We start from the raw sequence: 12,834 nt of genomic DNA on the forward strand, positions 1-12,834 counted from the left end.
GTCACTCTGCGTCGGGGCCGTATACCTCGACCCTGTCCGAAACGCGACGCACATGGATGCAGTCGCCCGGGCACTCCTTCGCCGAGTCCACGACATCCCGCAGCAGCGGCAGGGGCACGGGCGTTGTGGCGCCCGGGTTCTGGAGGAGTTCGTCGGCGCCGCTCTTCACATAGGCGAGCCCGTCGATGTCGAGCTCGAAGACCTCCGGAGCGTACTGCGCGCAGATCCCGTCCCCGGTGCAGAGGTCCTGGTCGATCCAGACCTCAAGGGCCTCCCCGACGCCCTCTGCGGCGGTCTCGTGCTGCACGGTCATATCTCCTGCCGTTTCGTTCGTCGGGTGTCGCGATGTGAAGCAAGTCGTGCCAGCCCTGACGGGTGTTGAACGCTTCGACGATACCTCCGCCCGCTTTCCGATGTTGTTGGGTGGGTATTCCCCTGGCGTGAGGGAGAGCGCAAGGGTGAAGATCGGACACACCCCTACCGTCTTTGTGATCTAGGGGTTTCAATCACCACCCACCCAGGTAGGGTCAGGAAGCGTCCAGCTCCCCTTGGAGGAGGTGAGGACCGTGGCAGCCCACGACGACGACATCAACCGCGGCATCCGGCCGGGGCGGGGGTCTGAAGACCCAGCCGGCCAGGTTGCCTATCTCGAGCAGGAAATCGCCGTCCTGCGCCGCAAGCTCGCCGACTCTCCGCGTCATACGAGGATTCTCGAAGAGCGGATCGTCGAGTTGCAGACAAATCTGGCCGGCGTGTCCGCACAGAACGAGCGGCTCGCCAATACGCTCCGCGAGGCCCGCGACCAGATCGTGGCCCTCAAGGAGGAGGTCGACCGGCTCGCACAGCCGCCGGCCGGCTTCGGTGTCTTCCTGCAGGCGAACGAGGACGGCACGTGCGACATCTTCACCGGGGGCCGCAAGCTCCGGGTGAACGTCAGCCCCAGCGTCGAGCTCGAAGAGCTCCGGCGCGGCCAGGAAGTCATGCTCAACGAGGCGCTCAACGTGGTCGAGGCCATGGAGTTCGAGCGCGCCGGGGACATCGTCACCCTCAAGGAGATCCTTGAGGACGGCGAGCGTGCCCTGGTGATCGGGCACACCGACGAGGAACGGGTGGTGCGGCTCGCGGACACGCTGCTGGACATCACCATCCGCCCCGGCGACGCCCTGCTGCTCGAACCCCGTTCCGGCTACGTCTACGAAGTGATCCCCAAGAGCGAGGTCGAAGAGCTCGTCCTCGAAGAGGTCCCGGACGTCGACTACGACAAGATCGGCGGTCTGGGCGGCCAGATCGAGATGATCCGCGACGCGGTCGAGCTTCCGTACCTCTACCCGGATCTGTTCAAGGAGCACGAACTGCGGCCGCCGAAGGGCATCCTGCTCTACGGCCCGCCCGGCTGCGGCAAGACGCTGATCGCGAAGGCCGTCGCCAACTCCCTTGCCAAGAAGGTCGCCGAGGTGACCGGTCAGCCCGCGGGGAAGAGCTACTTCCTCAACATCAAGGGCCCCGAGCTCCTCAACAAGTACGTCGGTGAGACGGAGCGGCACATCCGCCTCGTCTTCCAGCGTGCCCGGGAGAAGGCCAGCGAGGGTACTCCGGTCATCGTCTTCTTCGACGAGATGGAATCCCTCTTCCGCACCCGTGGCTCGGGCGTCAGCTCGGACGTGGAGAACACCATCGTCCCGCAGCTGCTGGCCGAGATCGACGGGGTGGAGGGCCTGGAGAACGTCATCGTCATCGGCGCTTCCAACCGCGAGGACATGATCGACCCGGCGATCCTGCGCCCCGGCCGGCTCGATGTGAAGATCAAGATCGAGCGTCCGGACGCGGAGGCCGCCAAGGACATCTTCGCCAAGTACCTGACATCCTCGCTGCCGCTGCACTCGGACGACCTCTCCGAACACAACGGCTCCAAGGAGGCCGCGGCGCACGCGATGATCCAGTCCGTCGTCGAGCAGATGTACGCGGAGTCCGAGGAGAACCGGTTCCTCGAGGTCACGTACGCCAATGGCGACAAGGAAGTCCTGTACTTCAAGGACTTCAACTCCGGCGCGATGATCCAGAACATTGTCGACCGGGCCAAGAAAATGGCCATCAAGGCCTTCCTCGACCACAACCAGAAGGGCCTTCGGGTCTCCCACCTCCTCCAGGCTTGTGTGGATGAGTTCAAGGAGAACGAGGACCTGCCGAACACCACCAACCCGGACGACTGGGCCCGGATCTCCGGAAAGAAGGGCGAGCGGATTGTCTTCATCCGCACCCTTGTCACCGGAAAGCAGGGCGCGGACACCGGACGTTCCATCGACACGGTGGCGAACACCGGTCAGTACCTGTAGGACGCAGACCGGCTGCGGATGCTGGAGGTCCCTCCGCCGAAGGCAGGGGGGCCGGGCATCCGCAGCCGACTGTTTTCCCGACAGGTCCAGCCATAGCCGGAGCAATGACGAAATTGATCTCCCCACCCGCGCAGAGGCGTTCTAGGCTCTTCGGTACCGCCGAGTCGCGCAGTGCGGGGACGGGCACCGCACACGCACCGGAGCAACAGCGGTACTTGAGCGCCGTTCCCGGAGGGGAGCGCCGCCGGGCAAGGAGGGCCGCATGACCGTACGGCGAGTAATGGGCATCGAGACGGAGTACGGCATCTCCGTCCCGGGCCACCCGAACGCCAATGCCATGCTCACCTCGTCCCAGATCGTCAATGCCTACGCGGCGGCGATGCACAGGGCGCGGCGCGCCCGCTGGGACTTCGAGGAGGAGAATCCGCTGCGGGACGCCCGCGGCTTCGACCTCGCCCGGGAAGCGGCAGACTCCAGTCAGCTCACCGACGAGGACATCGGCCTGGCCAATGTGATCCTCACCAATGGTGCGCGGCTGTACGTCGACCACGCACACCCCGAGTACAGCTCTCCCGAGGTCACCAATCCGCGTGATGCCGTCCTGTGGGACAAGGCCGGGGAACGGATCATGGCGGAGGCCGCCGAGCGCGCGGCCCAGCTCCCCGGCGCCCAGCCGATCCACCTGTACAAGAACAACACCGACAACAAGGGCGCGTCCTACGGCACGCACGAGAACTACCTGATGAAGCGGGAGACCGCCTTTTCGGACATCGTGCGCCACCTGACGCCTTTCTTCGTCTCCCGGCAGGTCGTCACCGGCGCCGGACGGGTCGGAATCGGCCAGGACGGCCATGAACACGGGTTTCAGATCAGCCAGCGCGCCGACTACTTCGAGGTCGAGGTCGGGCTCGAGACCACGCTGAAGCGGCCCATCATCAACACCCGCGACGAGCCCCACTCCGACGCCGAGAAGTACCGCCGGCTCCATGTGATCATCGGCGACGCCAACCTCTCGGAGATCTCGACATACCTCAAGCTGGGCACCACCGCCCTGGTCCTGTCGATGATCGAGGACGGCTTCATCGCGGTGGACCTGGCGGTCGAGCAGCCGGTGCGCACCCTCCACCAGGTCTCCCACGACCCCGGCCTCAAGCGTCTGGTCACGCTCCGTAGCGGCCGGACACTCACCGCGGTCCAGCTGCAGATGGAGTACTTCGAGCTGGCCCGCAAATACGTCGAGGAGCGGTACGGCGCGGACGCCGACGAGCAGACCAAGGACGTCCTGATCCGCTGGGAGGACACGCTCAACCGGCTCGAGAACGACCCGATGAGCCTGTCCGGGGAGCTGGACTGGATCGCCAAGAAGGAGCTCATGGAGGGCTACCGCAGGCGGGACAACCTGGAGTGGGACGCGGCACGGCTGCACCTGGTGGACCTCCAGTACGCGGACGTGCGCCCCGAGAAGGGCCTGTACAACCGCCTGGCGGCCCGCGGCAAGATGAAACGGCTGCTGGACGAGGCCGACGTCGTACGGGCCGGGACGAAGCCTCCTGAGGACACCCGGGCCTATTTCCGCGGCCGCTGCCTGGAGCAGTACGCGGACGACGTCGCCGCGGCCTCATGGGACTCGGTGATCTTCGATCTGCCGGGCCGTGACTCGCTGCAGCGCGTGCCAACCCTGGAACCGCTACGCGGAACGCGTAATCACGTCAAGGAGCTCCTTGACCGGTGTCGCACCGCGGAAGACCTGGTCCGGGTGCTGTCCGGCGGCTGACGGGCGGCTGAAACGGCTCAGGTCCGGGAATCATGGAGGTGGTACCCGGACGTTGAGTGAAGTGCGGGGCCGATGTCAGGCCCTGCTTGTAGGGTCTGATCTTGACGATCGAACTCACGTCAGGGCAAACCGAGCGGGGTGAGGGATATGGCGACCAAGGACACCGGCGGCGGGCAGCAGAAGGCCACGCGTTCCACTGAGGAGGTCGAGGAGCAGGCGCAGGACGCGCAGGCCTCGGAGGACCTCAAGGAGCGCCAGGAGAAGCTTTCGGACGACGTCGACTCCGTACTGGACGAGATCGACGACGTCCTCGAGGAGAACGCCGAGGATTTCGTGAGGTCGTTTGTTCAGAAGGGTGGCGAGTAGCCACCGAATGTCCGGATTGCATCACGCTAAGAAATGCTCGCGATGCAAACGGACTCTGGACCGTGACGCATTCGCCAGCAACAGCTCCACGGCGGACGGCCCCCAGGCGTACTGCCGGGAGTGCTCTGCGGAGTACTACCGGCAACGCCAGGAGGCCAAGGGGCGCACTGTGCGGGTGAAGGTGCCCGTGCAGCGTGGCCACAAGCGGTGTCCGAAGTGCGGGGAGATCAAGCCGCACACGGAATGGGAACGCAACAAGACCTCCTCGGACGGCTGGGCGAGCTACTGCCGCGAATGCCGCACACAGCGCAATCGTGACAGTTACTTCCGCCGCAAATACGGACTCAGTCAGGCTGAGTTGACTCAACTCATCGACGAGCAAGGCGGTGTCTGCGTGATCTGCCTTGCTGCTCCGGCAGAGCATGTGGATCACGACCACGAGACGGGTAGGGTCCGAGGCGTACTGTGCTTCAGCTGCAATGCCGCACTGGGGCAGTTTAGGGATCGGCCGGATGCCATAAGGCGTGCAGCCGCATACGTGGAAGGAAACGCGTGGAAGCCAACACTCGTAGCACCGGGCGTCTACCAGCTGCCTTCCTGACGCCGGGCTCCTCTTCGTTCATGGACTTCCTCGGCGAGCACTCCCCGGAGATGCTGCCCGGGAAGCGGGTCCTGCCGCCCGTGCAGGGCGCCATCGAGGCGCCGCACGGCACGACCATCGTCGCGACGACGTTCCCCGGCGGTGTGGTGCTCGCCGGTGACCGGCGGGCGACCATGGGCAATATGATCGCGCAGCGCGACATCGAGAAGGTCTTCCCGGCCGACGAGTACTCGGCCGTGGGCATCGCGGGCACCGCCGGTCTCGCGGTGGAAATGGTCAAGCTCTTCCAGCTGGAGCTGGAGCACTTCGAGAAGGTCGAAGGCGCACAGCTCTCACTGGAGGGCAAGGCGAACCGGCTCTCCACAATGATCCGCAGCAACCTCGGCATGGCCATGCAGGGCCTGGCCGTGGTGCCGCTCTTCGCGGGGTACGACGTCGACCGCGAGAAGGGGCGCATCTTCTCGTACGACGTCACCGGCGGCCGTTCCGAGGAGCACGGGTACGCGGCCACCGGCTCGGGCTCGATCTTCGCCCGCGGGGCGATGAAGAAGCTCTACCGCGACGACATGACGGAACAGCAGGCCACCACTCTGGTGGTCCAGGCGCTGTATGACGCGGCCGACGACGACTCGGCCACCGGCGGCCCCGATGTGGCGCGGCGGATCTATCCGATCGTCACCTCCATCACCGACGAGGGCTTCCGCAGGCTCACCGAGGCCGAGACCTCCGAGATCGCCCGCTCGATTCTGGAGCGCCGCCTCGAACAGCCCGACGGCCCGCGCGCCGCGCTGCTGTGATGGCCCCTCTTCTGAACAACATGCCACTGACAGAAAGGGACGGATAGCCGGTGTCGACGCCGTTCTATGTCTCACCCCAGCAGGCCATGGCCGACCGGGCGGAATACGCCCGCAAGGGCATCGCCCGTGGTCGCAGCCTCGTTGTGCTGCAGTACTCCGACGGCATTGTCTTCGTCGGTGAGAACCCGTCCCGTGCGCTGCACAAATTCAGTGAGATCTACGACCGCATCGGCTTCGCCGCAGCCGGTAAGTACAACGAGTACGAGAACCTGCGCATCGGCGGCGTGCGCTACGCCGACCTGCGCGGATACACCTACGACCGTGACGATGTGACGGCCCGCGGTCTTGCCAATGTCTACGCCCAGACGCTGGGCACCATCTTCTCCAGTGCGGCCGAGAAGCCCTACGAGGTCGAGCTGGTCGTCGCCGAGGTCGGCGACACACCGGACGGCGACCAGATCTACCGGCTGCCGCACGACGGATCGATCGTGGACGAGCACGGCTCGGTCGCGGTCGGTGGCAGCGCCGAGCAGATCAGCACCTTCCTCGATCAGCGGCACCGCGACGGGATGTCGCTGGCCGAGGCGCTGAAACTGGCCGTACAGGCTCTGTCCAACCAGAGCAACGGCAGCGAGCGGGAGATCCCCGCGGAGCGCCTTGAGGTGGCGGTTCTGGACCGTACGCGACCGCAGCAGCGCAAGTTCAAGCGGATCGTCGGACGGCAGCTGGCCCGTCTCCTTGAGGCCGACGGCGCCGCGTCGACCCCGACGGACGCACCGTCGGACATCGAGGACACCGAGGAGACCGAGGACGGCGGGAAGTAGCCCTGCCGGGAGCTCCCACCACTGACGCGGCTGCGCCCCGGACCGCCCGTGCGGACCGGGGCGCAGCCGTATGCCGGGCGGCTCCGGTGCCGTATCTCCCCGGCTTCGCAGCCATGTCTGCGGATCAGGGAAGCGCCCAGCGGTGGAGGCGTTCACGGTCCCTGGTGAGCCAGGTGCCGTCGCCGAGCGGAGTCGCATCCCCGCCCACCGCCACCGGATACCGCACCCGGCCCAGCGGGCGGAGCGTCAGCGCGTCGCACAGCCAGTGACGGACCGCGACCGGCCGCCCCGGCAGATAGATCCGGCCGGTGACCAGGATGCGCGCGGCATCGATCAGGTACGCGCCCGCGATCTCGTCGTGGTCACGATCGACCGCCAGCTCACGGAGATCGAAGAGATCCGAGGGGTCGTCGGCGGTCACCTCGTGCGAGGCGAGTTCGTCACGGTCGTCGTTGAACGCGATCCCTTCGGCGCGGCGCAGCGTGAGCACCCGGGACGCGTCCGGCAGGAAGTCGATCACCTCGCGCATCGACGTGCCGCCGCGGATGTGCAGCCCGTCGTGCCGCGGCTCTATCCACCAGGTCGACCAGCTGTACCAGGCCGTCCAGCAGGAGAGCGCGAGCAGCGAGCCCTCCGGATGCCACCGCTGCGTCACGTCCGAGGAGATCGCCGCGATCGGCCGGCGGGCGCGGACGTCGCCGGACGCGGCGTCGAGCAGCAGCAGGGTGTCCCGCGCATAGCGGTGCCGCGGCGGCTTGTCACTGATCAGTACGGTGCTGCGCTCGGCGGTGGCGAGCGTCGGCACGATGACGCTGATGAGCCTGCCGTCCGGGCTCACCGCGGGCGGTCCCGGAGGCCTGGCGTCCCGGTGTCCGCCGTGCCAGCGGGCGTGCAGCAGCTCCCAGCGGGTGGCGCCGTCGGGGCCCAGCGCGCGGACCCTCGTGGCCTCGGCCACGACGAGTGCACCGCCGGGCAGCGGGACCGCCGCCGAGTGGGGCGGCAGCCGCACGGACCGGGTGGGGGCGAGTGTCCCGGAGAGGAAGCTCTCCGCGTCGTGGATCTCCAGCCGCTCGTCGGTTCTGACGGCGAGCCGCCCCTCGGCGAGCGGTGTCACGGAGCCTGTCGCAGGGACCGTCCCGATCAGCGTCGCGTCGATCGGGGTCTCCGACGTACTCGTCATGATCGTGATCGTTCCACGGCGGGTGTCGTGGTCTCAAGGGCGCTGCCCGTGGTCCACACGTAAGGGGACAGCGGTCCACACGTAAGGGGTCAGCCGACCGGGGCAGGTGCTGACGAGCCGCGCGCCACCAGCTCGACCGGGAGGTCGCCCTCCTCGGGCGGGCGGCCTTCGAGGACCGCGAGCAAAGCGGACATTCCGCGCTCGCCCACGCGTTCGGCGGGCAGCCTGATCGTGGTGAGTTCGGGCTCCACGGCGGTGGCGAGCGCGAGGTCGTCGAAGCCGGTGACGGAGACGTCCTCGGGGATCCGCAGGCCCAGCCGCCGTACGGCCTTGCAGGCACCCGCGGCCAGGATGTCGTCGTCGCAGACGATGGCGGTGGGCCGCGGTCCCGGACCGGCCAGCGCCCGCTCCGTGGCCTCGCGGGCGCTGCCGACGTCCAGCGGCGCCGGTACGGTCCGTACGACGGCATCGGGGACGCGGCGCAGAGCCGTCGTGAGCGCCCGGGCCCGTACGTCGAAGGTCCAGGAGGTCACGGCCGAGGCGAGATGGACGAAGCGGCGGTGACCGAGGGCCAGCAGATGGTCCGTCATCTGCCGCATGCCGTCGGCGATGTCGAGGTTCACATGGGCCGCCGCCCCGGGATCGGCCGGGTCGCTGTCGAGCATCACCAGCGGGAGATCGGAGCCGCGGATGGCGGTCAGCGCCTCGGCGGCCATCGAGGAGGCGATCACACCGTCGAGCGCGGCCCGCGCCGAGGCGAAGGGGTCCCGGGCCGGGCCGACGCCCTCGGGCGAGGGATAGAGCACCACACCGAAGCCGTGCTCGGCGGCGACGGTGGCCGCGCCCGTGTAGACGCGGGCGAAGAACTCATTGGTGAGGGCGGGGACGACGAGCAGCGCGGTCCTGGTCCGCCCGAGCCGCAGATTGCGCGCGGCGAGATTGGGCCGGTACTCAAGCTCCCGGGCGGCGTCCCGCACCAGGGCGGCGGTCCGCTCGGAGACCCGCCCGCGCCACTTCTCACCGAGTACGAGGGAGACGGTGGCCTGCGAGACACCGGCGAGGCGGGCCACATCCCGGCTGGTGGGCCGCACGCCGGCGGGCTGGGGGGACCCGTGTGTCATCGATGCCGTCCTCAGCCCTTGCCGTCCATGCGTCCGCGGTGGACCCGGGGACTGCCGACATGGTACGTATGACGGCGGACGTTATACGTAAAACCTCGATCGCGGGGGGTGAGGGGCAGAACATGGGGGCGGGAGCCACCGGCTACGCAGACATCCTCAAGGAGCCGCATGCCGCCCGGCTGCTCACCGGGACGCTCATAGGGCGGCTGCCCAATGCCACCGGACCCGTGGCAATCGTCCTGTTCACCCGCGCCGAGGGCGGCAGCTACAGCCTCGCCGGAGGGCTCGCCGCCGTGTACGGCATAGCCACCGCGATAGGCCAGCCCCTCCTCGGCCGCGCCGTCGACCTGCGCGGACAGCCCCGGGTCCAGCTTCCCGCGGCCGTCGTCTCGGCACTCGGCATGGTGCTGCTATCCGCCGCCGGGATCGGCGTGCTGCCGCTCGCGTACGCGGCTGTGGCCGTCGCGGGCGTGTTCACTCCGCCGCTCGAAGGCGGACTGCGGGCCCTGTGGCCCAGCGTGCTCGGCCGCCAGGAGCGCGTGCACCAGGCCTACGCCATGGACGCCGTCGCCCAGGAAATCATGTTCACCGTCGGCCCGTTGCTGGTCACAGCGCTCGTCTCGCTCTGGTCGGCCGGCGCCGCACTCCTCGTCATCAACGCCATCGGCGTGCTCGGCGCGCTGTCCGTCGTACTCTGTGAGCCCTCCCGCCGCTGGCGCTCCGCACCCCGCGAGGCCCACTGGCTGGGCGCGCTGCGCTCGCCCGGCCTGCTCGCGCTCCTCGGGTCCTTCTTCTTCGTCGGTCTCGCGCTCGGCTCGATCACGGTCGCCGGAGTCGCGTACGCCGACGACCACGGCCGTGCGTCGGTGTACGGCTGGCTGATGGCCGCACTCGGGCTGGGCGCGCTGATCGGCGGCGTGGTCTACGGCATGCGGCAGTGGGCCGGAGCCCCCGAGCGCCGGCTGCGGGCCATCGTCGCCCTCCTGGCCCTCGGCTATCTGCCGCTCGCGCTGACGCCCGGCGTTCTCGCCATGACCCTGCTCGCCGCCGTCTCCGGCGTCTTCCTCGCGCCCGCGATCGCCTGCGCCTTCATCGTCGTGGACCGGCACGCCCCGCGCGGCACCGTCACCGAGGCTTTCTCCTGGCTGGTGACCACCTTCGGCGTCGGCGCCGCGGTCGGCACGGCCGTCGCGGGCCCCGCGGTCGAGCTCGGCGGGACCGCCTGGAGCTTCGCCGTCGCGGGCGCCGGAGGCATCGCCGCACTGCTGGTTCTGATGGCCACTCAGCGGGTCCTCGCAGTTCCCGGCCACACCGTGGACATCGTGGGTTCAATCTCGGACTCATCGGAAAATGATCGAAACGGTGCTGCCGAACCCGGTTTCAGCTCAGGCCGTGAGGCGTAATGTTCAGACATGGACCGCCGCATTTTCGGGCTGGAGAACGAGTACGGCGTCACGTGCACTTTCAGGGGACAGCGCCGGCTGTCACCTGACGAAGTGGCGCGCTACCTCTTCCGCCGTGTTGTGTCATGGGGCCGCAGCAGCAACGTCTTCCTGCGGAACGGCGCCCGCCTGTACCTCGACGTGGGTTCGCATCCGGAATACGCAACTCCCGAATGCGACAACGTGACCGAACTGGTCACCCACGACAAGGCCGGCGAGCGCATTCTCGAAGGCCTGCTCGTCGACGCCGAACGCCGCCTGCACGAGGAGGGAATCGCGGGCGACGTCTATCTCTTCAAGAACAACACCGACTCGGCAGGAAACTCCTACGGCTGCCACGAGAACTATCTCGTCGCCCGCCATGGAGAGTTCTCCCGGCTCGCGGACATCCTCATCCCGTTCCTGGTCACCCGTCAGCTGCTGTGCGGCGCGGGCAAGGTACTGCAGACCCCGCGCGGCGCCGTCTACTGCGTCAGCCAGCGCGCCGAGCACATCTGGGAGGGCGTCAGCTCCGCCACCACCCGCTCGCGCCCGATCATCAACACCCGCGACGAGCCGCACGCGGACGCCGAGCGCTACCGCCGTCTGCATGTCATCGTCGGCGACTCGAACATGTCCGAGACCACGATGCTGCTGAAGGTCGGCGCGACCGATCTCGTACTGCGCATGATCGAGGCGGGCACCGTGATGCGCGATCTGACCCTGGAGAACCCGATCCGGGCGATCCGCGAGGTCAGCCACGACATCACCGGCCAGCGCAAGGTGCGCCTGGCCAGCGGACGCGAAGCCTCCGCCCTCGAGGTCCAGCGCGAGTACTACGAGAAGGCGGTGGACTTCGTCGAGCGGCGCGGGATCCGCACCGGCACCGTCGAGCAGGTCCTGGAGCTCTGGGGCCGCACCCTCGACGCGATCGATGCGGAGGACCTCGACCGGATCGGCACCGAGATCGACTGGGTCATGAAGTACAAGCTCCTCGAGCGGTACCGGGCCAAGCACAACATGACCATGTCGCATCCGCGCGTCGCCCAGATAGACCTCGCCTACCACGACATCCACCGCAGGCGCGGGCTCTACTACCTGCTGGAGCGCAAGGGACAGGCCGCCCGGATCTGCAACGACCTGAAGATCTTCGAGGGCAAGTCGGTGCCCCCGCAGACCACCAGGGCGCGGTTGCGCGGCGACTTCATCCGCCGGGCGCAGGAGCAGCGGCGGGACTTCACCGTCGACTGGGTCCACCTCAAGCTCAATGACCAGGCGCAGCGCACCGTGTTGTGCAAGGACCCGTTCCGGTCCGTGGACGACCGGGTGGAGAAACTGATCGCAGGCATGTAGCGCGACAGGTTGAGTGGAACGCCACTCGGGCCCCGTACGTTCTCGTACGGGGCCCGTGGCACGCCCTAGAGTGTCCGGGACCTTACTGTGCCGTCTGAGATCTGAGGAATACGTGCGCCGACTAGCCGGCCTTCTCGTCGTCCCCTTGCTGCTGCTGTCGGCGGTGGCGTGCGGCAATGACGACAAGGGCTCCGCCTCGACCAACTCACTGCCTGCGATCACCGCAGGCGCCAAGTTCGGCGAGAAGCCGACCCTGGCGAAGGGCGAAGGTGATCCGCCCAAGGAGCTGAAGGTCGAGGTGATCAGCGAGGGCAAGGGCGCGAAGCTGAAGAAGGGTGACCCGGTCCAGGTCAACTACCTCGGCCAGATGTGGGACTCCGACAAGCCCTTCGACAACAGCTTCGACCGCAAGCAGCCGTTCGACCTCACGCTCGGTGCCGGCGGCGTCATCCCCGGCTGGGAGAAGGGCCTGGAGGGCCAGAAGGTCGGCAGTCGCATCGAGATGTCGATCCCGCCGGCGCTGGCGTACGGCGACAAGGGCCAGGGCGAGATCAAGCCGAACGCGACCCTCGTCTTCGTCGTCGACATCCTGAAGTCCACCCCCGTACCGGTGTCCGCCAAGGGCACCGAGGTCGCCCAGGACAACATCGACCTGCCGAAGGTGGGCACCAACACCGACGGCAAGGCCCCCACGATGACCTTCCCGAAGAAGGCCGGCCCGCCGAGCAAGCTCGTCTCCAACTATGTGATCGAGGGCACGGGCCCCGCGCTCACGGCGAAGGACACCGTCGTCGTGAAGTACCAGGGCTTCCTCTGGGCGGGCGGCAAGAAGTTCGACAGCACCTACGACACGGGCAGGACCCAGACCTTCCCGCTGGGGCAGGTGACGCTGAAGGGCCTCAAGGACGGCCTCATCGGCAAGAAGGTCGGCAGTCGCGTGCTGCTGGTCATCCCGCCGGACCAGGCCTTCGGTGACAAGGAGGCGCAGGGCATCCCGAAGAACTCCACGCTGGTGTTCTCCATGGACCTTCTGACGAAGGTGTAAGACTGTCCCGGTTGCCCCG

General features: G+C 67.9%; 12 protein-coding genes. 9 read left to right on the forward strand and 3 right to left on the reverse strand.

The window, feature by feature from the left end; genetic code table 11:
- Nucleotide 1: 1 nt before the first annotated feature.
- Nucleotides 2-313: a ferredoxin gene (locus ACQEVG_RS11655; RefSeq protein WP_432981008.1), complete on the reverse strand. Its 312-nt coding sequence runs from the start codon at nucleotides 311-313 to the stop codon at nucleotides 2-4.
- Between the two features lie 253 nt (nucleotides 314-566).
- Here ACQEVG_RS11655 and arc point away from each other — a divergent pair, with 253 nt between their 5' ends.
- The 6 genes from arc (at nucleotide 567) to prcA (ending at nucleotide 6,695) form a co-directional block, all read left to right on the forward strand.
- Nucleotides 567-2,333: a proteasome ATPase gene (gene arc / locus ACQEVG_RS11660; RefSeq protein WP_404726729.1), complete on the forward strand. Its 1,767-nt coding sequence runs from the start codon at nucleotides 567-569 to the stop codon at nucleotides 2,331-2,333.
- Nucleotides 2,334-2,595: 262 nt separating this feature from the next.
- Entirely contained in the window at nucleotides 2,596-4,107 is a 1,512-nt protein-coding gene (gene dop / locus ACQEVG_RS11665) for a depupylase/deamidase Dop (protein WP_432981012.1), read from the forward strand.
- A 147-nt stretch (nucleotides 4,108-4,254) separates the two neighbouring features.
- Nucleotides 4,255-4,473, forward strand: a complete 219-nt coding sequence (locus ACQEVG_RS11670; protein ID WP_011027899.1) for a ubiquitin-like protein Pup — start codon at nucleotides 4,255-4,257, stop codon at nucleotides 4,471-4,473.
- A 7-nt stretch (nucleotides 4,474-4,480) separates the two neighbouring features.
- On the forward strand, nucleotides 4,481-5,074 hold the full coding sequence (locus ACQEVG_RS11675; protein WP_432981015.1) for an endonuclease VII domain-containing protein: 594 nt from the start codon (nucleotides 4,481-4,483) through the stop codon (nucleotides 5,072-5,074).
- Nucleotides 5,026-5,871, forward strand: coding sequence for a proteasome subunit beta (gene prcB / locus ACQEVG_RS11680; RefSeq protein WP_432981018.1), 846 nt, complete (start codon nucleotides 5,026-5,028; stop codon nucleotides 5,869-5,871). Before ACQEVG_RS11675 ends, prcB begins: the two co-directional genes overlap by 49 nt.
- A 50-nt stretch (nucleotides 5,872-5,921) precedes the next feature.
- Nucleotides 5,922-6,695, forward strand: a complete 774-nt coding sequence (gene prcA / locus ACQEVG_RS11685; RefSeq protein WP_432981021.1) for a proteasome subunit alpha — start codon at nucleotides 5,922-5,924, stop codon at nucleotides 6,693-6,695.
- A 124-nt stretch (nucleotides 6,696-6,819) separates the two neighbouring features.
- Here prcA and ACQEVG_RS11690 read toward each other — a convergent pair whose 3' ends face one another.
- Together ACQEVG_RS11690 and ACQEVG_RS11695 are read right to left on the reverse strand one after the other, a co-directional pair.
- The gene (locus tag ACQEVG_RS11690) at nucleotides 6,820-7,875 is read right to left on the reverse strand and encodes a hypothetical protein (protein WP_432981024.1); all 1,056 of its coding nucleotides are present in this window, start codon (nucleotides 7,873-7,875) and stop codon (nucleotides 6,820-6,822) included.
- Between the two features lie 89 nt (nucleotides 7,876-7,964).
- Nucleotides 7,965-8,996: a LacI family DNA-binding transcriptional regulator gene (locus tag ACQEVG_RS11695; protein WP_432981027.1), complete on the reverse strand. Its 1,032-nt coding sequence runs from the start codon at nucleotides 8,994-8,996 to the stop codon at nucleotides 7,965-7,967.
- Nucleotides 8,997-9,118: 122 nt separating this feature from the next.
- Between ACQEVG_RS11695 and ACQEVG_RS11700 the strand changes: the two genes are divergently transcribed.
- The 3 genes from ACQEVG_RS11700 to ACQEVG_RS11710 all read left to right on the forward strand — a co-directional run bounded on the left by ACQEVG_RS11700 (nucleotide 9,119) and on the right by ACQEVG_RS11710 (nucleotide 12,815).
- Nucleotides 9,119-10,399: an MFS transporter gene (locus ACQEVG_RS11700; protein ID WP_432981030.1), complete on the forward strand. Its 1,281-nt coding sequence runs from the start codon at nucleotides 9,119-9,121 to the stop codon at nucleotides 10,397-10,399.
- Between the two features lie 9 nt (nucleotides 10,400-10,408).
- Nucleotides 10,409-11,770: a Pup--protein ligase gene (gene pafA, locus ACQEVG_RS11705; protein WP_432981033.1), complete on the forward strand. Its 1,362-nt coding sequence runs from the start codon at nucleotides 10,409-10,411 to the stop codon at nucleotides 11,768-11,770.
- A 112-nt stretch (nucleotides 11,771-11,882) separates the two neighbouring features.
- Nucleotides 11,883-12,815, forward strand: a complete 933-nt coding sequence (locus ACQEVG_RS11710) for an FKBP-type peptidyl-prolyl cis-trans isomerase (RefSeq protein WP_432981036.1) — start codon at nucleotides 11,883-11,885, stop codon at nucleotides 12,813-12,815.
- Nucleotides 12,816-12,834: the final 19 nt, after the last annotated feature.

The organism is Streptomyces sp. CA-135486, from assembly GCF_050936555.1.
Lineage (GTDB): Bacteria > Actinomycetota > Actinomycetes > Streptomycetales > Streptomycetaceae > Streptomyces.

Coding starts and splice junctions, on each gene's coding strand:
- ACQEVG_RS11655 (WP_432981008.1), bottom strand. CDS start 313: ATGACCGTGCAGCACGAGACCGCCGCAGAGGGCGTCGGGGAGGCCCTT.
- dop (WP_432981012.1), top strand. CDS start 2,596: ATGACCGTACGGCGAGTAATGGGCATCGAGACGGAGTACGGCATCTCC.
- ACQEVG_RS11670 (WP_011027899.1), top strand. CDS start 4,255: ATGGCGACCAAGGACACCGGCGGCGGGCAGCAGAAGGCCACGCGTTCC.
- ACQEVG_RS11675 (WP_432981015.1), top strand. CDS start 4,481: ATGTCCGGATTGCATCACGCTAAGAAATGCTCGCGATGCAAACGGACT.
- ACQEVG_RS11690 (WP_432981024.1), bottom strand. CDS start 7,875: ATGACGAGTACGTCGGAGACCCCGATCGACGCGACGCTGATCGGGACG.
- ACQEVG_RS11695 (WP_432981027.1), bottom strand. CDS start 8,996: ATGACACACGGGTCCCCCCAGCCCGCCGGCGTGCGGCCCACCAGCCGG.
- ACQEVG_RS11700 (WP_432981030.1), top strand. CDS start 9,119: ATGGGGGCGGGAGCCACCGGCTACGCAGACATCCTCAAGGAGCCGCAT.
- pafA (WP_432981033.1), top strand. CDS start 10,409: ATGGACCGCCGCATTTTCGGGCTGGAGAACGAGTACGGCGTCACGTGC.